This window comes from Achromobacter sp. ISS7 (assembly GCF_056523125.1).
In genome coordinates, this window is sequence record NZ_JAWRZD010000001.1 from 438995 (window position 1) to 457897 (window position 18903).

Consider the following 18903-nt stretch of genomic DNA (forward strand, 5'->3'; position numbering starts at 1 on the left):
GATGGTCGTTTAGGCGTTGATGTCGTTGTCCTTGGATTCGCGCACGAACAGCGTGCCGATGACCAGGGTCATGACCGCGATGATGATCGGGTACCACAGGCCGTCGTAGATGTTGCCGGTGGCAGCCACCACGGCGAAGGCGACCGGGGGCAGGAAGCCGCCGAACCAGCCGTTGCCGATGTGGTACGGCAGGCTCATCGAGGTGTAGCGGATGCGGGTCGGGAACATTTCCACCAGCATCGCCGCGATCGGGCCGTACACCATGGTCACGTAGATCACCAGGATGGTCAGCAGCACGACGACCATGACGTTGTTGCTTTGCGCCGGATCGGCCTTGGCGGGGTAGCCGTGGCTGCGGATCGCGGTGGTCAGGGCCTTGTCCAGCTCGGCGGCCTTGGCCTTGAAGTCGGCCGGCGCCATGGTCTTGCCGTCGAACGAGGCGAACTCGTCGTTGCCGATCTTGACCTTGGCGATCGAACCGGCCGGGGCCGCTTCGTTCTTGTAGTTCACCGAATTGCGCGCCATGAACGACTTGACCACGTCGCACGAGCTGGTGAATGACGAGGTGCCCACCGGGTTGAACTGGAACGAGCAGGTGGTCGGATCGGCGATGACCGTGACCGGGGCAGTCGCCTGCGCCTTTTCGAGGGCGGGGTTGGCGAAGTGCGTCAGGCCCTGGAAGATCGGGAAGTAGGTCGCCGCGGCGATCAGGCAGCCCGCCATGATGATGGGCTTGCGGCCGATCTTGTCGGACAGCGCGCCAAAGATCACGAAGAACGGCGTGCCGATCAGCAGCGCGATCGCGATCATGATGTTGGCGGTGTTGGCGTCGACCTTCAGCGTCTGCGTCAGGAAGAACAGCGCGTAGAACTGGCCCGTGTACCAGACCACGGCCTGGCCGGCGGTCAGGCCCAGCAGCGCCAGGATCACGACCTTCAGGTTCTTCCATTGGCCGAACGATTCGGCGATCGGGGCCTTCGAGCCCTTGCCTTCTTCCTTCATGCGCTGGAAGGTGGGCGATTCGTTCAGTTGCAGGCGGATCCACACCGAGATGCCCAGCAGCACGACCGAGATCAGGAACGGAATGCGCCAGCCCCAGGCCTTGAAGTCGTCTTCGCCCATGACCGTGCGGATGCCCAGGATCACCAGCAGCGACAGGAACAGGCCGAGCGTGGCGGTGGTCTGGATCCACGACGTGTAGAAGCCGCGGCGGCCGTGCGGCGCGTGCTCGGCGACGTAGGTCGCGGCGCCGCCGTATTCGCCGCCCAGCGCCAGGCCTTGCAGCAGGCGCAGCACGATCAGGATGGCGGGAGCGGCCAGGCCGATGCTGGCGTAGCTGGGCAGCACGCCCACCAGGAAGGTGGACAGGCCCATCAGCACGATGGTGACCAGGAAGGTGTATTTACGTCCGACCAGGTCGCCCAGGCGGCCGAACACCAGCGCGCCGAACGGGCGCACCGCGAAGCCGGCGGCGAAGGCCAGCAGCGCGAAGATGAAGCCCGCGGTCGGGTTCACGCCGGAGAAGAAGTGCTGGGCGATGATGGCCGCCAGCGAACCGTACAGATAAAAGTCGTACCACTCGAACACCGTGCCCAGCGACGAGGCAAAGATGACGCGGCGTTCATCCTTGGTCATCGGGCGCGGATCCGCGGATGGACCGCGGCCTGCCATGGTAGTTGTGCTCATGATGTCTCCTCGATTTTTCTGGCCGGCGGTTTTCCGCCGTGCTTGACCCTCCGCCGGCGAGGCCGACATCGAGCTATCGCAAGGTTGGGGCGCGAGGCTGACGAGGTTCTGACGAGACCCTTACCTGAATCTTAAATTTGAAACAAAAAGTAAACATCCCTGGGGAGGCTAGGGATAGTCCTAGGGACGGAACGGGGAACTCGCGTGGCGGCGAGCGCCGCGCGCGGCTGCGCCGGGCAGGAAAGCGCCTGGGCCGGAGCGAGGCGCCCGTCAGGGTTTCAGGCGGGGTTGGCCGGCCTCAGTCGCCGAGGTCGTCGGCGGGTTCGGCGTAGAGCGGGAAGACCACCCGGATGCGGGTGCCCGGCAGGTTCGAGTGGGGGGTCGGGTGGTCGGTGACGACGACGGTCGCCTGGTGTTTCTGCGCGATCTCCCGGACGATGGCCAGGCCCAGTCCGCTGCCGTCCGACAGCGTGCCCAGCACGCGGTAGAAGCGGTCGAACACGCGCTCGCGCTCTTCCGGCGCGATGCCGGGGCCGGAATCCTCGACCTCCAGCACGCCCTGGTCGCCCTGCGCCTGCACGCGCACCGTGATGTGGCCGCCGCGCGGCGTATAGCGCAGCGCGTTGTCCACCAGGTTGTTGAGCAACTCGGCCAGCAGCAGCGGGTTGCCGTTGATCTCGACCGGGGTCTCGGAGCCCTCGAAGCCCAGGTCGGTGCCGAGCGACAGCGCCTGCGGCACCCAGTGCATCGCCTGTTCGTAGGCGATGGCGTTCAGGTCGGTGGCGGCCAGGCCGATGGCGCTGGGGTTTTCCGCCCGCGCCAGCAGCAGCAGCTGGTTCACCAGCCGGGTGGCGCGCTCGGAGCCGGTCACCAGCTGGCGCAGGCTGGCCTGCATTTCCTCGGGGCTGGCGTCGCGCAGGGCCAGTTCGGCCTGGGTGCGCAGGCCCGCCAGCGGGGTCTTCAACTGGTGCGCGGCATCGGCCACGAAACGGCGCTGTGCCTGCACGTTGTCCGACAGCCGGTCGAGCAGGTCGTTCATGGCCGCGACCAGCGGCGCGATCTCGGAAGGCGCGGCGCGTTCGTCGATCGGCGACAGGTCGTCCGGCCGCCGCGCCCGCAGCCGCTGCTGCAGCGCATTGAGCGGCGCGACGCCGCGCGACAGCCCGAACCACACCAGCAGCACCGCGATCGGCAGCACCACGAACTGCGGAATGATCACGCCCTTGATGATGTCGTTGGCCAGCTGGGTGCGCTTTTCGACCGTCTCGGCCACGATCAGCAGCGCCGGCTGGGTATTGGGCTGGTTCAGGTCGACCCAGGTGAAGGCCAGGCGGACGCCGAAGCCGCGCAGGGTGTCGTCCTCGTACTGGACCTCGCCGGGCCGCGGCTGGCCGACCGAGGCGGGCAGGGGCAGGGCGCGGTCGCCGCCCAGGTATTCGCCGCGGCTGCCGAGCGCCAGCCAGAACACGCTGTCGGTCTCGTCGGCGCGCAGCACGTCGCGCGCCGGATCGGTCATGCGCAGCACCGCGCGGCCGTCCTGCGCGTGGACCTGGCGCGTCAGCACGTGCAGGTTGTTGGCCAGGGCGCGGTCGTAGGGCACGTTGGCGATGTTTTGCGCCACCACGTAGGTGATGGCGACGCTCATCGGCCACAGCAGGAACAGCGGCGCCAGCATCCAGTCGAGGATCTCGCCCAGCAGCGAGCGCTGCGGCGGCGCGAAGCTGGGGCCGCGGGCCCCGGCCTGCATCACATCCAGCGCTTCCTGGTTGAGCGCCTCCGGCTGGGGCGGTTCAGCTGGCGAGGTAGGCCGCACCCTGATCCCGCTCCAGGCAGTAGCCCAGGCCGCGCACCGTCACGATCTTCACGCCGCTCGGTTCGAGCTTCTTGCGCAGGCGGTGCACGTAGACTTCGATGGCATTGGTGCTGACTTCCTCGCCCCATTCGCACAGGTGGTCGACCAACTGGGTCTTGCTGACCATGCGGCCGCTGCGGGTCAGCAGGATCTCCAGCAGGCTGACTTCGCGCGCAGAGAGGTCCAGCGTCTGGTCGTCGACCATGGCCACGCGCCCGGTCTGGTCGAACACCAGCCGGCCGTGCTTGAGCAGGGTGGCGCCGCCGCCCGCGCCGCGCCGCGTCAGGGCGCGCACGCGGGCTTCCAGCTCGGACAGCGCGAACGGCTTGGCCATGTAGTCGTCGGCGCCCAGGTCCAGCCCCTTGACGCGCTGCTCGATGCTGTCGGCGGCAGTCAGGATCAGGACGGGCAGGGCGGAGTTGCGGGCCCGCAGGCGCCGCAGCACTTCCAGGCCGGCCAGTTGCGGCAGGCCCAGGTCGAGGATAAGCAGGTCGAAGGCCTGGGCCGCCAGCGCCGAATCGGCCGCCAGGCCGTCGCGCACGGCGTCGACCGCGTAGCCGTTGTGGCGCAACGAGCGTGACAGGCCGTCGGCCAGGATGCTGTCGTCTTCGGCGATCAGGATGCGCATGGGCTGTCGAAAAGAAGGAGAAGCGCGACGCGTGAGCGGCGCGCGCATGCCGCCCTGGGGCGGATAGCCGGGGCGGCGGGCCGGGGAGGCGCAATGGGGACATAGCGCCGGTTTTTTCCACGATTCTGTCATACGACACCGTGCTTGCCCACTCAGGGAATACGTGGAAAACTGTGGCACACTGGTTTTTTGTACAGTACAATCCGATGCCATAATCTGCGCTATCGCTTTCTGATCGGTGCCGATTGCAGCCTGGATCCGCCGCTGCGGCACCGTTTCGATCAATCCCTTGCGACAACCCGCGCGCTGACCGGTATCCGTGCCGCGCCCGACACCCGATACGTTACAGACCTAGACCCGACAGGACACTACATGGACGACAAAACCACCAAGGCCGCCGCTTCGGAAAAAGCCAAGGCGCTGGCCGCCGCGCTCTCGCAGATCGAAAAGCAGTTCGGCAAGGGCTCGATCATGCGCTACGGCGACAACGAGGTCTCGCACGACATCCAGGTGGTGTCGACCGGCTCGCTGGGTCTGGACATCGCGCTGGGCGTCGGCGGCCTGCCGCGCGGCCGCGTGGTGGAAATCTACGGTCCGGAATCCTCGGGCAAGACCACGCTGACCCTGCAGGTCGTGGCCGAAATGCAGAAGATCGGCGGCACCTGCGCCTTCGTCGACGCCGAACACGCGTTGGACGTGCAATACGCCTCGAAGCTGGGCGTCAACCTGGCCGACCTGCTGATCTCGCAGCCGGACACGGGTGAGCAGGCGCTGGAAATCACCGACGCGCTGGTGCGCTCGGGTTCGGTCGACCTGATCGTGGTCGACTCGGTCGCGGCCCTGGTGCCCAAGGCCGAAATCGAAGGCGAAATGGGCGATTCGCTGCCCGGCCTGCAGGCCCGCCTGATGAGCCAGGCGCTGCGCAAGCTGACCGCCACCATCAAGAAGACCAACTGCATGGTCATCTTCATCAACCAGATCCGCATGAAGATCGGCGTGATGTTCGGCAACCCCGAAACCACCACCGGCGGCAACGCGCTCAAGTTCTACGCCTCGGTGCGCCTGGACATCCGCCGCATCGGCTCGATCAAGAAGGGCGACGAGGTCGTCGGCAACGAAACCCGCGTCAAGGTGGTCAAGAACAAGGTCGCGCCCCCGTTCAAGCAGGCCGAGTTCGACATCATGTACGGCGCCGGCATCTCGCGCGAAGGCGAAATCATCGACCTGGGCGTGGCCGCCAACGTGGTGGACAAGTCCGGCGCGTGGTACAGCTACAACGGCAACCGCATCGGCCAGGGCAAGGACAACGTCCGTGAATACCTGAAGGAACACAAGGAACTTGCGATCGAGATCGAGAACCGGGTCCGTGAGAACCAGGGCATCGTCAGCCGCGCCGCGGAATTCGTGCCCACCGCCGAAGACGACAGCGACGAGTAATCGTCACGCCATCATCGGATCGCACCGGTCCCGCCAGCCCGGTCGCCAGCGGCAGGCTCCCTTTCCGGGAGGCCTGCCGCTGGCACATAGAGGAAGCGCATGAGCTGGAAACCGCCCGTCACGTCCGCCGACCGCCTGCGCGCCAAGCTGGACGATGAGTTCGAAACCGTGGCCAAGCCCGAGGGCTTGCGCCGCACGTCGGACTTGCGGCGGGCCGCTGAATCCGCCGCCTCGTCCGGCCCTGACCCGGACGGCCCGGCGCCGCAGGACGGGGGCGCGCCGGCCTCGCAGTGGCAGCGCAGTTCCGAGCGGCGCGCGGCCGGCGGGCGCGGCCGGCGTGGCCGGGGCGCTGACGCCGATACGGCGGGCGAGGGCGCGCCGTCGTCGGAAGACAAGCCCCGCACCCCGCCCAAGGGGCCATCGCTGAAGATGCGCGCGGTCGGTTATCTGTCACGGCGCGAGCACGCCCGCGACGAACTGGCGCGAAAACTCGCGCCCCACGCCGAAGACGCCGACGAGGTCGAGCGCGTGCTGGATGCGCTGGAAAAGGAAGGCTGGCTGTCGACCGAGCGCTTCGCGCAAAGCCTGGTGCATCGCCGTGCCTCGCGCCAGGGGGCGGCGCGCATCGTGCAGGAATTGCGCCAGCACGGCGTCGATGACACCCAGGTGTCCGAATTGCGCGAGCAATTGCGCGCCACTGAATACCCGCGCGCGCTCGAGGTCTGGCAGAAGCGCTTCGGCGCCAAACCCGAGGATCGCGCCGCCTATGCCAAGCAGGCGCGCTTCCTGGCCAGCCGCGGTTTCGCGCACGACGTCATCCGCCGCATCCTGGGGGCGGGCGACGACGACTGAGTCGCCCGCGTGCCTGGCGCGGCGCGCGGCGGCATGCGCCGGCCGCCGCATGCCTTGCCGCCACGCCTGTTTTTCCGCCGCGCTTATTTCGCCGACTTGATGCCGCTGAGCGTCTTGAAACAGACGTCGCGCGTCAGCGTCAGGAACTCGTCGATGTACGAGGCGTCGGTGTCCTCGCTGCGCACCGTCGCGTACAGGGTGCGCCACACGCCCTGTGGCCCGAGGCGGCAAAGGCGCAGCCAACCCTGGTTCATGTATTCGGTCAGGGCCCAGTTGGGCAGGGCCGCGACGCCGCGATTGCTGGCCACCAGCTGCGCGATGATGGGCGTCAGTTCGGCCTTGCGGATGGCGGCCGGCTCGACGTCGGCGGGATCCAGGAAAGCCGTGAAGATGTCCAGGCGCTGCTTGTCCACCGGATAGGTGATGAGCGTCTGGTCGGCCAGCTGGTCCGGCATGACGAACTTGCTGCCGGCCAGGGGATTCGATTCGGACACGGCCAGCACCAGTTCGTACTTGAACAGCGGCAGGTATTCGACCGCGTCCAGTTGCTGGGGATCGGACGTGATGACCAGGTCCAGGTCGCCGCGCACCAGCGCGGGCAGGGGGGCGAACGAGAACGCCGCCGACAGGTCCAGCGCCACGTCCGGCCATTGCACGCGGAACGCGTCCAGCGCCGGCATCAACCACTGGAAGCAGGAATGGCAGTCGATGGCCAGGTGCAGGCGGCCCGTGCGGCCGGCGGCCAGCCGCTGCAGTTCCCGTTCGGTGGCGCGAATGCGCGGCAGCACTTCGTCGGCCAGCGCCAGCACGCGCAGGCCCGCGGTGGTCAGGCGCGCCGGACGGGTGCGGCGGTTCAGCAGCGGCGTGCCCAGCCGGGTCTCCAGATCGCGCAGTTGGTGTGACAGCGCTGACTGGGTCAGGTGCAGGCGGTCGGCGGCTTCCTGCAGGCTGCCGCCTTCACGGATGGCGGTCAGCGTTTCGAGATGGCGGATTTCCAGCATGGGGCGGTAACGGCAAGGATGGGATGAGGATGGCGCGGCGATCCAGCGGCCGGGGCAGCCGGCCCCGGAGGGAATGAACTTGTATTTTATGAGATTTCTTCATCTTATGGATGTAGACATTGATTTTGATTCATTTTGGTTTGGCCGCAGAATAGCCGTCACTTGAACAAATTTTGTCTAACGACGGGATTGCCATGACTACGATTCATAATTTGGGGTTCCCCCGCATTGGTGCCCAGCGGGAACTGAAGCGCGCTGTCGAAGCCTATTGGGCTGGCAAGCAGAGCGGCGAGGCGCTGGAACAGACGGGCCGCGAACTGCGCGCCCAGCACTGGAAGGTGCAGGCCGCCGCCGGCGTCAAGTTCGTGCCCGTGGGCGATTTCGCCTGGTACGACCAGATCCTGGAATGGACCACGCTGCTGGGTGCCGTGCCCGCGCGTTTCGGCCAGAAGGACAGCGAGCCGGTCTCGCTGGACACGCTGTTCCGCATGGGCCGCGGCCGCGCCCCGTCGGGCAAGCCCGCCGCCGCGTGCGAAATGACCAAGTGGTTCGACACCAACTACCACTACATCGTGCCGGAGCTGGTGCCGGGCCAGACCTTCCGCATCGCCCGTGAATCGCTGTTCGAGCAGATCCGGGAAGCGCAGGCGCTGGGCCATGCCGTCAAGCCGGTGATCCCGGGCCCGCTGACCTGGCTGTTCCAGGGCAAGGGCGACGCCTTCGCCGACGGCGCGGCCGACGCCGGCAAGCTGCAACTGCTGGCCAACCTGGTGCCGGTGTATGAAGAAGTGCTGGCGCGTTTCGCCAAGCTGGGCGTGGAGTGGGTCCAGATCGACGAGCCGATCCTGGTGCTGGACCTGCCGCAGGCCTGGCGCGACGCCTTCAAGCAGGTGTATGCCGCGCTGTCGGCCAGCCCGGTCAAGCTGCTGATCGCCACCTACTTCGATGGCCTCAAGGACAACCTGCGCACGGCGCTGGACCTGCCGGTGGCCGGCTTGCACGTGGACCTGGTCCGCGCGCCCGAGCAACTGGCCGAGGTGCTGGCCGGCCTGGGCGCCGACAAGGTGCTGTCCGCCGGCGTCATCAATGGCCGCAACATCTGGCGCACCGACCTGGATGCCGCCATCGCCACGCTGGCGCCGGTCAGGCAGCAGCTGGGCGACCGCCTGTGGCTGGCGCCGTCGTGCTCGCTGCTGCACGTGCCGGTGGACCTGGCCAACGAAACCGAACTGGACGCCGAGCTCAAGAGCTGGCTGTCGTTCGCCACGCAGAAGCTGGATGAACTGAGCCTGCTGGGCCGCGCGCTGGAAGGCACCGCCGATGCCGGCGTGCAGGAAGCACTGGCCAGGCAGCGCGCCGCCCTGGCCGCGCGCCGCTCGTCGACCCGCATCCACAATCCCGCCGTGGCGCAACGCATGGCCGCGTCGGCCAGCGTGTCGCGCGACCGCGCGCCGTTCGCCGGCCGCATCGCCCGCCAGCAGGAAGAACTGGGGCTGCCGGCCTATCCGACCACCACCATCGGTTCGTTTCCCCAGACCGCCGAGATCCGCGCGCTGCGCCGCGACTGGAAGTCGGGCGCGCTGACGGACGCAGGCTACGAGACCGCTATCCGCAAGGAAATCGAGGAAGTGATCCGCTTCCAGGAAAAGGTCGGCCTGGATGTCCTGGTGCATGGCGAGCCCGAGCGCAACGACATGGTGGAGTACTTCGGCGAGTTGCTGGCCGGCTTCGCCTTTACCAAGAACGGCTGGGTGCAGAGCTACGGCTCGCGCTGCGTCAAGCCGCCGATCATCTTCGGCGACGTGGCCCGTCCCGCGCCGATGACGGTGGGCTGGTCCTCGTACGCCCAGTCGCTGACCGACAAGCCGGTCAAGGGCATGCTGACCGGTCCGGTCACCATCCTGCAGTGGTCGTTCGTGCGCGACGACCAGCCGCGCGAACAGACCTGCCGCCAACTGGCGCTGGCGCTGCGCGACGAAGTGGTGGACCTGGAAGCCGCCGGCATCAGCGTCATCCAGATCGACGAACCGGCCATCCGCGAAGGCCTGCCGCTGCGCCGCGCCGACTGGCAGGCGTACCTGGACTGGGCGGTGGACTGCTTCCGCCTGTCGACCGCCGGCGTGCGCGACGAGACGCAGATCCACACGCACATGTGCTATTCGGAGTTCAACGACATCATCGAATCGATCGCCGCCATGGACGCGGACGTGATCACGATCGAGACGTCGCGCTCCAACATGGAACTGCTCAAGGCGTTCGAGGACTTCCGCTACCCGAACGACATCGGCCCGGGCGTCTACGACATCCACTCGCCCAACGTGCCCGAGGTGGACTGGATGGTCGGCCTGATGCAGAAGGCCGCCGCCCGCCTGCCGAAGGAGCGGCTGTGGGTCAACCCGGATTGCGGCCTGAAGACGCGTGCCTGGCCTGAAACCGAAGCCGCGCTGATCGGCATGGTGCAAGCCGCCCGCGCGCTGCGCGACGCCGCCTGAGCGGCGGCGGCCGGTCGGGCCTCGGCCCGGATGCGTCCGGGCCGGCCTTCCGGGTCCGGCGGCCCGGAACCCCTGTGTTGTGCGCGGGATGCACACCATAGGGGTTTTTTTCATTGGCGCTTGAACGAAATCGCGCCGTGTGGGTCAATAGGGACAACATCCTTTCTGCTGGATTGTCGCCGTACCTATGATTCTCCAAGGCCCCTATCGGCCGGATCTGCTGCAAGCGGAGACGCTGCCCGATATTCTGGAAGCCACGATCCTGCGGTATCCCACCGCCGCGGCCATTCATTGGCTGGATCAAACCCTCACCTACGAAACGCTCGGGCGGCGCGCCGATCTGGCCGCGCACCACCTGATCGAGGCCGGCGTGCGGCCGGGCGACATCGTCGGCCTGTGCCTGCCGCGCGGCGACGACCTGCTGGTCATGCAGGCCGCCATCGCCAAGGCGGGCGCGGCTTGGCTGCCGTTCGAATCCGATACGCCGCCCGACCGCATGCTGGTGTGCCTGCAGGACGCCGGCGCGCGCGGCCTGGTCGCGGGCGGCGACGTGCGCCTGGATGGCATGATCACCTGGACCACCTGGGAGCTGTCGGTGGCGGTCGATGCGCCGCTGCGCCGGCGTGACGGGCTGCTGCCCGAGCATCCGGCCTACGTGATCTACACCTCGGGGTCCACCGGCAAGCCCAAGGGCGTGCCGATCAGCCAGGCCAGCATCTGCCATTTCCTGCGCAGCGAGAACGAAGTGCTGGGCGTGCGCCATGGCGACAAGGTCTACCAGGGCTTCTCGGTGGCCTTCGACATGTCGTTCGAGGAGATCTGGATCAGTTATCTGGTCGGCGCCACGTTGTGGGTGGCGCCCAAGATGCTGACCACCGATCCCGAGGCATTGCCCGACGCGCTGGTGCGCGAGGGCGTGACCGTGCTGCACGCGGTGCCGACGCTGCTGGCGCTGTTCGCGCGCGACGTGCCCGGCCTGCGCATCGTCAACCTGGGCGGCGAGATGTGCCCGGAATTCCTGGTGCAGCGCTGGGCCACGCCTGGCCGCCGCCTGTTCAATACCTACGGCCCGACCGAGACCACGGTGTCGGCCAGCCTGGCGGAATTGCTGCCCGGCCAGCCGGTGACCATCGGCACGCCGCTGCCCAACTACGGCATGCTGATCCGCGGCGACGATGGCGCGGTGCTGCCGCAGGGGCAGACCGGCGAGCTCTGTATCACCGGCCCCGGCGTCGCCGGCGGCTACCTGGGGCGTCCCGAACTGACGGCCGAGAAGTTCCTGGCCAATCCGCGTCCCAGCGGCGAGCACGACACCCGCATGTACCGCAGCGGCGACCTGGCGCGCATCGACGAGAACGGCCAGATCCAGTGCCTGGGCCGCAGCGACGACCAGGTCAAGGTGCGCGGCTTCCGGGTCGAGCTGGGCGAGATCGAGGCCGCGCTGTACCGGCAGGCCGGCGTTGGCGCCGCCGCCGTGGTGCTGCGCGACCTGGCCGGCATCGACCAGCTGGTGGCGTTCCTGACGCCGGAGGGCGACGCGCGGCTCGATCCGCACGCGCTGCGCGCCGCGCTGGCCGCGGAACTGCCCGCCTACATGATTCCGGCCCGCTTCGAGCTGGTGGCCGAAGTGCCGCGCCTGACTTCGGGCAAGATCGACCGCAAGGCGCTGAAGGCGCGCGAGCTGGCTACCGCGTCCGAGCCCAGCGGCGAGGACGACACGCCGGTCTCGCCCGCCGAGCATGCCTTGTTCGAGGCGCTGCGGCCGTTGTTCCCGGGCCAGCCGTTGCGATTGGCCAGCGATTTCTTCCGCGACCTGGGCGGCCATTCGCTGCTGGCGGCGCGGCTGGTGTCATCGCTGCGCAAGCATCCGCAGTTTTCCGCGCTGACCATGCACGAGCTCTACCAGCATTCCGTGCTGGGCGCGCTGGCGGCGCGGCTCGACGCGCTGGCGGCCGAATCGACGGCCGCGGCGGCGCCGGTCCAGCAGCCGCCGATCGAGCGCGCGCCGGAATGGCGCCGCTGGGCCTGTGGCCTGGCGCAGCTGGCGGTGCTGCCGCTCCTGATCGGCGTGCGCATGCTGATCTGGCTGACGCCGTTCTTCACCTATCACTACTTCACCGGCGACGAGGGCGATTCGGTCTGGCGCGCGGTGGCGCTGTCGATCGCCAGCTACCTGGCCTGCAACCTGCTCAGCTTCGGCGTGGCGGTGGTCTGCAAGTGGGGCATCCTGGGCCGCCTCAAGGCGGGCCGCTATGCGCTCTACGGCTGGACGTTCTACCGCTGGTGGCTGGTAGACCGCATCCTCGACATTCCGCCGGCGCACCTCCTGGCGGGCTCGCCGTTGCAGGCCTGGTATCTGCGGGCGCTGGGCGCGCGCATCGGCCGCGATACCGCCATCAGCCGCATTTCGGTGCGGGCCCCAGACCTGCTGACGGTGGGCGACGGCGCCAGCGTCGGCGCGGCGGTCAACCTGGAGAACTTCGAGGTGCACGGCGCGCACTGGGACGTCGCGCCCATCACGCTGGGCCGCAACGCCTATGTCGGTTCGTACGCGGTGGTGCAGGGCGACGTGACCATCGAGGACGATGGCCGGCTCGACGGCCTGTCGTCGCTGGCGACCGGCTCGCGCATTCCGGCCGGCCAGATCTGGAGTGGCGCGCCGGCGCGGCACGATCCGCAGGCGCGCGCCCCCGAGCTGCCCGAGCGGCCGGTGCGGGAAGGGCGCTGGGCGCGGCTGGACATGCTGGCCTACGCCGCCGGCGGCACGCTGATCGCCGCGCTGTTCTTCATGCCGGTGTTCCCCAGCTTCGTGCTGATCGACTGGATCGACGCGCGCTGGCTCGACCTGATGGGCTCGCGCGTCTGGTGGCCCAACGCCTTCCTGGCCTACCTGCTGCTGGCCCTGCCGGCCAGCGCCTTGCTGCTGTTCCTGACGGTGCTGGTGTCCGCCATGCTGCGCTGGGCGCTGCTGCCGCGGCTGGCGAGCGGACGCTGGCCGGTCTATGGCCAGATCTACCTGCGGCGCTGGCTGACCAACCAGATCCAGGAATCCAGCCTGAGCGTGCTGCACGGCCTGTATGCCTCCATCTATGCCGGCACCTGGTACCGGCTTCTGGGCGCCAAGGTCGGGCCCGGCACCGAGATCTCGACCGCGATGGGCATCGTGCCCGACATGCTGACGCTGGGCCGCGACAGCTTCATCGCCGACGGCGTGATGCTGGGCGACGAGGAGATCGACCGCGGCTGGATGACCATGCGGCCCACCGTCATCGGCAACCGCAGCTTCGTCGGCAATGGCGCCTACGTGCCGGATGGCTCGGTCCTGCCCGACGACGTGCTGATCGGGGTGCAGAGCCGGGCGCCGGCCAACGCCCGCATGGCCAGCGGCCAGACCTGGCTGGGCAATCCGCCGCTGGCGCTGCCGGCGCGCGAACAGGCGGCGGGCTTTCCCGACCACCTGACCTTCCGCCCCAGCGTGGGCCGCAAGGTGGCGCGCGGCGCGGTCGAACTGATGCGCATGATCCTGCCGCTGGCGGTGGTGATCGCGGTGGGCTACCTGACGGTCATGAAGGTCATCCCGATCGCGGTGCGCGACGGTTTCCTGGCGGCGTTCGACGAACTGATGCTGGCCGGCGTGCTGTACGGCGTCGGCACCTTCCTGTTCCTGGTGGCGCTCAAGTGGCTGCTGATCGGCCGCTACCGTCCGCACGCCGAACCGATGTGGACGCCGTTCGTGTGGAAGAGCGAGGCGGTGACCAGCCTGTACGAGTCGATCGCGGTGCCGAACTTCTTCAACTTTCTGCGCGCCACGCCCTGGCTGCCGCTGGCCCTGCGCTGCATGGGCGCGCGCATCGGCAAGCGGGTGTTCATGGACACCACCGACATCACCGAGTACGACTGTGTATCAATTGGGGACGATGCCGTGCTGCATGCCTGGTCGGGACCGCAGACGCACCTGTTCGAGGATCGCGTCATGAAGATCGGGCAGGTCCGCATCGGCAACGGCGTCAATGTCGGCCCGCGCAGCACCATCCTGTACGACACCCGGGTCGAGGACGGCGCCCGCCTGGGGCCGCTGACCCTGGTGCTCAAGGGCGAAAGCATCCCGGCGGGGCAGGCCTGGATGGGCAGTCCGGCCACGCCGTGGACACAACGCTGAGGCGGCGCGGCGCGATCCGCCCGGGCGGCGGGCGTTCGCGGCGCGCATTTTGACGGTCGGGGCAGGGCGGGCTGCGCTATACTTTGAAGGTTTTGTTGCCGCGCACCATGCGCCGGCCGTCTTCGCCCCGCAGGCCCCAAGCATGCCCTTGCCACCGCCGGATTGTCCTCGCCAGCCGCTGCACACGCGTTCCATACGCGTGCAGTCGTATGCGCGCGATGACGGCAAGTGGGACCTGGAAGCCGAGCTCATCGACGTCAAGGCGTACGATTTTCCCAAGCGCGACGGCGAGATGTTCAAGGCGGGGCAACCCATCCACCATATGCACCTGCGCATCACCATCGATGGCGATTTCACCATCGTGGCGGCGCAGGCCGTCTATGATGCCGCTCCCTACGGCGAGCACTGCATGGCCATCGAATCCGCCTACGCTGACCTGATCGGCATGAACCTGCTCAAGGGGTTCCGTCGCCAGGTCAAGGAGCGCTTCGGCCATGTCGAGGGCTGTACGCACATGACCGAGCTGTCGCAGGTGCTTCCCACCGCGGCGGTGCAGACCATGGCCAACCGCCGGCGGCAGGAAAGCAACCCGAACCGGCGTCCATTCCAACTGGACGGCTGTCATGCGCTGAGCACCGACGGCCCGGTGGTGGCTGAGCACTATCCCAAGTGGTACACCGGGGGTAGCGCTGAGGCATCGGCCGATTCGACCTCCGATTCACCTTCTCTTTCTCATACGTCCTGACAGGTAACACATGAAAATCCACGAGTATCAAGGCAAGGAACTGCTGAAGCAATTTGGCATCCCGGTGCCGCGCGGGATCCCCGCTCTTTCCGTCGACGAGGCCGTGGCTGCCGCTGAAAAGCTGGGTGGACCGGTTTGGGTCGTCAAGGCACAGATCCACGCGGGCGGCCGCGGCAAGGGCGGCGGCGTGAAGCTGGCGCGCTCGCTGGACGACGTGCGCAAGCTCGCCTCGGAAATCCTGGGCATGCAGCTGATCACGCACCAGACCGGCCCGGAAGGCCAGAAGGTCCGTCGCCTGTACATCGAAGACGGCGCCGACATCCAGAAGGAATACTACGTGTCGCTGGTCACTGACCGCGCCACCCAGAAGGTCGCCTTCATCGCCTCCAGCGAAGGCGGCATGGACATCGAGGAAGTGGCCCACTCCACTCCCGAGAAGATCATCACCGAATACATCGACCCGCTGACCGGCCTGTCCGCCGAGCAAGCCACCAAGATCGCCAACGCGATCGGCCTGCCCGCCGACTCGACCGCCCAGGCCGTGGACGTGTTCCAGAAGCTCTACCAGTGCTACATGGAAACCGATGCCTCGCTGGTTGAAATCAACCCGCTGAACCGCGACAGCAAGGGCAACATCATCGCCCTGGACGCCAAGTTCAACTTCGATCCCAACGCCCTGTTCCGTCACCCGGAAATCGTCGCCTACCGCGACCTGGACGAAGAAGATCCCGCTGAAATCGAAGCCAGCAAGTTCGACCTGGCCTACATCCAGCTCGACGGCAACATCGGCTGCCTGGTGAACGGCGCCGGCCTGGCCATGGCCACCATGGACACCATCAAGCTGTTCGGCGGCGAGCCGGCCAACTTCCTGGACGTCGGCGGCGGCGCCACGGCCGAGAAGGTCACCGAAGCCTTCAAGATCATGCTCGCCAACAAGAGCGTGAAGGCCATTCTGGTCAACATCTTCGGCGGCATCATGCGCTGCGACGTCATCGCCGAAGGCGTGATCGCTGCTTGCAAGGCCGTCAACCTGAACGTGCCGCTGGTCGTCCGCATGAAGGGCACCAACGAAGAACTCGGCAAGAAGATGCTGGCCGACTCGGGCCTGCCGATCATCAGCGCCGACACGATGGCCGAAGCCGCCACCCGCGTCGTAGCCGCCGTCAAGTAAATATGCCCCCACGCCGCGCCCCTTCGTGGCTTGCTGCCCCCCAAGGGGGTGTTTGCCACCTTGGGACGGCCCGGCGGTACAAAGAAAATCCAAGGATTCACAAATGTCGATTCTGATCAACAAGGACACCAAGGTCATCACCCAGGGCATCACGGGCAAGACCGGTCAGTTCCACACGCGCATGTGCCGCGAGTACGCCAATGGCAAGGCTGCCTTCGTGGCCGGCGTGAACCCCAAGAAGGCCGGTGAGGACTTCGAAGGCGTGCCGATCTTCGCGTCGGTCAAGGACGCCAAGGCCGATACCGGCGCCACCGTGTCCGTCATCTACGTGCCGCCCGCGGGCGCCGCCGCCGCCATCTGGGAAGCCGTCGAGGCCGAACTGGATCTGGTGATCTGCATCACCGAAGGCATCCCGGTCCGTGACATGCTGGAAGTCAAGAACCGCATGAAGGCCAAGGGCAGCAAGACGCTGCTGCTGGGCCCGAACTGCCCCGGCCTGATCACCCCCGACGAAATCAAGATCGGCATCATGCCCGGTCACATCCACCGCAAGGGCCGCATCGGCATCGTCAGCCGCTCGGGCACCCTGACGTACGAAGCCGTGGCGCAAGTCACCGAGCTGGGCCTGGGTCAATCCAGCGCCGTCGGCATCGGTGGCGATCCCATCAACGGCCTGAAGCACGTCGACGTGCTCAAGCTGTTCAATGACGATCCCGACACCGACGCCGTCATCATGATCGGCGAAATCGGCGGTCCGGACGAAGTCAACGCCGCCGAGTGGGCCAAGGACAACATGAAGAAGCCGGTCGTCGGTTTCATCGCGGGTGTCACGGCTCCCGCCGGCAAGCGCATGGGCCACGCTGGCGCCCTGATCTCCGGCGGCGCCGACACGGCCGACGCCAAGCTGGAAGTCATGGAAGCTTGCGGCATCCGCACGACGCGCAACCCGTCCGAAATGGGCAAGCTGCTCAAGTCGGTGCTGTAAGGTTGTTTGCATGAAGAAGGCCCGCTTCGGCGGGCCTTTTTTCGTTCTTCCCTAGGGAAACCCCGTGTCCATGATACGGCCGGTGAAACATACGGAAAGCTGAACGAAACTATAATGAAAGAAATTCTGCACGTACCCAGCAAGAATGCCGTCGGGCTCGCACCAAGACGGTCAGTACGTCTTTTTGTCTTTTTCACCCATTCATTTGGTTTGTCCTAGGGGGATCACGTCCTAGGAAAGAGAGGTATGGAACTCAGTTCAGCGGCATTCTGGTTAGCGTTGCTCCAGATCATTTGGGTCAACATTCTGCTGTCGGGCGATAACGCCGTGGTGATTGCGCTGGCGGCGCGTTCGCTGCCTCCGGCGCAACAAAAGAAAGCGATCGTGATCGGCTCGGCCGCCGCGATCATCATGCGTATCGTGCTGACGCTGGTCGCCGCCAAGCTGCTGATGCTGCCGTGGCTCAAGCTCATCGGCGCGCTGCTGCTGGTCTACATCGGCGTGACCCTGTTGCTGCCGGAAGGCGAGGAAGAGGGCGACGGCAAGAATCATGGGAACCTGCTGACCGCGATCCGCACGATCATGATCGCCGATCTGGTCATGAGCCTGGACAACGTGGTGGCGGTGGCCGCCGCGGCGATGGGCGACACGACCCTGCTGGTGCTGGGCCTGGCGATCAGTATTCCGCTGGTCATTTTCGGCAGCACGCTGCTGCTCAAGGTGATCGAGCGCTTCCCCCTCATTGTCTGGGTGGGCGCGGCGCTGCTGGGTTTCATCGCCGGCGAATTGCTGGTGGGAGATCCGGCCCTGCAGGAACCGGTGGCGCGCATCGACGCGGCACTGGGCGTGACCCAGCACAGCTTTGCCCTCATGACCGGGGTATTGGGCGCGGTGCTGGTTTTGGCGATCGGCAAAGTTTTGCTGATGCGCCAGAAAGCTGACTGAAAGCTGAACTACAATAACAGGTTGTACCAAGCCCGCTGCCGCGCCTGACGCGGCGGCGGGTTGGCCGGCACGGGGCCGGCCTTTATATTTTGATAAATGCCTTCGGGGGTTCAAATTGCTTGAGTTTTTCCAGACGCTGAGTTGGGCAGCGGTATTCCAGATCATCCTCATCGACATCCTGCTCGGCGGCGACAACGCGGTGGTGATCGCGCTGGCCTGCCGCAACCTGGAGCCCAAGCAACGCATGCAGGGCATCCTGTGGGGCACCGCCGGCGCCATCCTGCTGCGCGTGGTCCTGATCGCCTTCGCGCTGACCCTGCTGTCGATCCCGTTCCTGAAGGTGGTGGGCGGCCTGCTGCTCGTCTGGATCGGCGTCAAGCTGCTGGTGCCCGAGGATGACGCCCACGGCAACGTGAAGGGCGGCACATCCATCATCGCCGCCATCAAGACCATCATCATCGCCGACTTCGTGATGAGCCTGGACAACGTCATCGCCATCGCCGGCGCCGCCCAGAACGCCCATGCCGACCATCAGATCGGTCTGGTCATCTTCGGCCTGGTCGTGAGCGTGCCCATCATCATCTGGGGCAGCACGCTGGTCCTGAAGCTGATCGACCGCTACCCGCTGGTGGTGACTTTCGGCGCGGCGCTGCTGGGCTGGATCGCGGGCGGCATGCTGATTACGGACGTGTTTGTCGAAGGTCAATTCGGCGTCCAGCCCACTGCGGTTAAAATCGGCGTAGAAATTTTCGGCGCCTTGCTCGTTGTTGTCCTTGGACGGTGGCTGGCAAGCCGCAAAACCGCCTCCAAGGAATCCGTACATGAGTCTGCGTAGATCCGCCGATCCCCAGCAAACCGAATCAGGCCTGAGCCTCCTGCAGGGCCTGTTCGTGCTGGCCATCCTCGGCGTTGTGGCGACGGTCATCGTCTCCCACTTCGTTCGATGACGC

14 protein-coding genes are annotated in these 18903 nt (G+C 66.9%); 10 read left to right on the forward strand and 4 right to left on the reverse strand.

Going from position 1 to position 18903, the window contains the following annotated elements:
* Window positions 1-9: 9 nt before the first annotated feature.
* The 3 genes from AC1HFW_RS01965 to AC1HFW_RS01975 all read right to left on the reverse strand — a co-directional run bounded on the left by AC1HFW_RS01965 (window position 10) and on the right by AC1HFW_RS01975 (window position 4166).
* Window positions 10-1671, reverse strand: a complete 1662-nt coding sequence (locus AC1HFW_RS01965; protein WP_061072049.1) for an MFS transporter — start codon at window positions 1669-1671, stop codon at window positions 10-12.
* A gap of 313 nt (window positions 1672-1984) precedes the next feature.
* Window positions 1985-3361, reverse strand: a complete 1377-nt coding sequence (locus AC1HFW_RS01970) for a sensor histidine kinase N-terminal domain-containing protein (protein WP_479286446.1) — start codon at window positions 3359-3361, stop codon at window positions 1985-1987.
* Between the two features lie 115 nt (window positions 3362-3476).
* Window positions 3477-4166, reverse strand: coding sequence for a response regulator transcription factor (locus tag AC1HFW_RS01975; protein WP_006393745.1), 690 nt, complete (start codon window positions 4164-4166; stop codon window positions 3477-3479).
* A 372-nt stretch (window positions 4167-4538) separates the two neighbouring features.
* On the opposite strand from AC1HFW_RS01975, the gene recA reads away from it, so the two are divergent.
* Entirely contained in the window at window positions 4539-5603 is a 1065-nt protein-coding gene (gene recA / locus AC1HFW_RS01980; RefSeq protein ID WP_006393746.1) for a recombinase RecA, read from the forward strand.
* 99 nt (window positions 5604-5702) lie between these two features.
* Window positions 5703-6455, forward strand: a complete 753-nt coding sequence (gene recX / locus AC1HFW_RS01985) for a recombination regulator RecX (protein ID WP_241075818.1) — start codon at window positions 5703-5705, stop codon at window positions 6453-6455.
* Between the two features lie 83 nt (window positions 6456-6538).
* Here the strand turns inward: recX and AC1HFW_RS01990 are convergent, their stop codons facing one another.
* Window positions 6539-7456: a LysR family transcriptional regulator gene (locus tag AC1HFW_RS01990; RefSeq protein WP_054433345.1), complete on the reverse strand. Its 918-nt coding sequence runs from the start codon at window positions 7454-7456 to the stop codon at window positions 6539-6541.
* Window positions 7457-7650: 194 nt separating this feature from the next.
* Here AC1HFW_RS01990 and metE point away from each other — a divergent pair, with 194 nt between their 5' ends.
* From metE to AC1HFW_RS02030, 8 genes are all read left to right on the forward strand, one after another.
* Complete coding sequence (gene metE, locus AC1HFW_RS01995) at window positions 7651-9948, forward strand: 5-methyltetrahydropteroyltriglutamate--homocysteine S-methyltransferase (protein ID WP_479281598.1); 2298 nt, start codon at window positions 7651-7653, stop codon at window positions 9946-9948.
* Between the two features lie 187 nt (window positions 9949-10135).
* Window positions 10136-14107: a Pls/PosA family non-ribosomal peptide synthetase gene (locus AC1HFW_RS02000; RefSeq protein ID WP_479281599.1), complete on the forward strand. Its 3972-nt coding sequence runs from the start codon at window positions 10136-10138 to the stop codon at window positions 14105-14107.
* A gap of 142 nt (window positions 14108-14249) precedes the next feature.
* Window positions 14250-14852, forward strand: a complete 603-nt coding sequence (locus tag AC1HFW_RS02005) for a DUF2889 domain-containing protein (protein WP_035360118.1) — start codon at window positions 14250-14252, stop codon at window positions 14850-14852.
* 10 nt (window positions 14853-14862) lie between these two features.
* Complete coding sequence (sucC, locus tag AC1HFW_RS02010) at window positions 14863-16023, forward strand: ADP-forming succinate--CoA ligase subunit beta (RefSeq protein WP_006393752.1); 1161 nt, start codon at window positions 14863-14865, stop codon at window positions 16021-16023.
* A gap of 103 nt (window positions 16024-16126) precedes the next feature.
* A complete protein-coding gene (sucD, locus tag AC1HFW_RS02015; RefSeq protein WP_006225012.1) occupies window positions 16127-17008 on the forward strand; it encodes a succinate--CoA ligase subunit alpha in 882 nt (293 codons plus the stop codon).
* 246 nt (window positions 17009-17254) lie between these two features.
* Window positions 17255-17953: a TerC family protein gene (locus tag AC1HFW_RS02020; protein WP_006393753.1), complete on the forward strand. Its 699-nt coding sequence runs from the start codon at window positions 17255-17257 to the stop codon at window positions 17951-17953.
* A 115-nt stretch (window positions 17954-18068) separates the two neighbouring features.
* Window positions 18069-18788 carry a TerC family protein gene (locus AC1HFW_RS02025; RefSeq protein WP_006393754.1) on the forward strand — a complete coding sequence of 240 codons (720 nt, stop codon included), beginning with the start codon at window positions 18069-18071 and terminating at the stop codon, window positions 18786-18788.
* Entirely contained in the window at window positions 18775-18900 is a 126-nt protein-coding gene (locus AC1HFW_RS02030; protein WP_006393755.1) for a hypothetical protein, read from the forward strand. The genes AC1HFW_RS02025 and AC1HFW_RS02030 overlap by 14 nt, the downstream gene beginning before the upstream one ends.
* The last annotated feature ends 3 nt before the right edge of the window (window positions 18901-18903 follow it).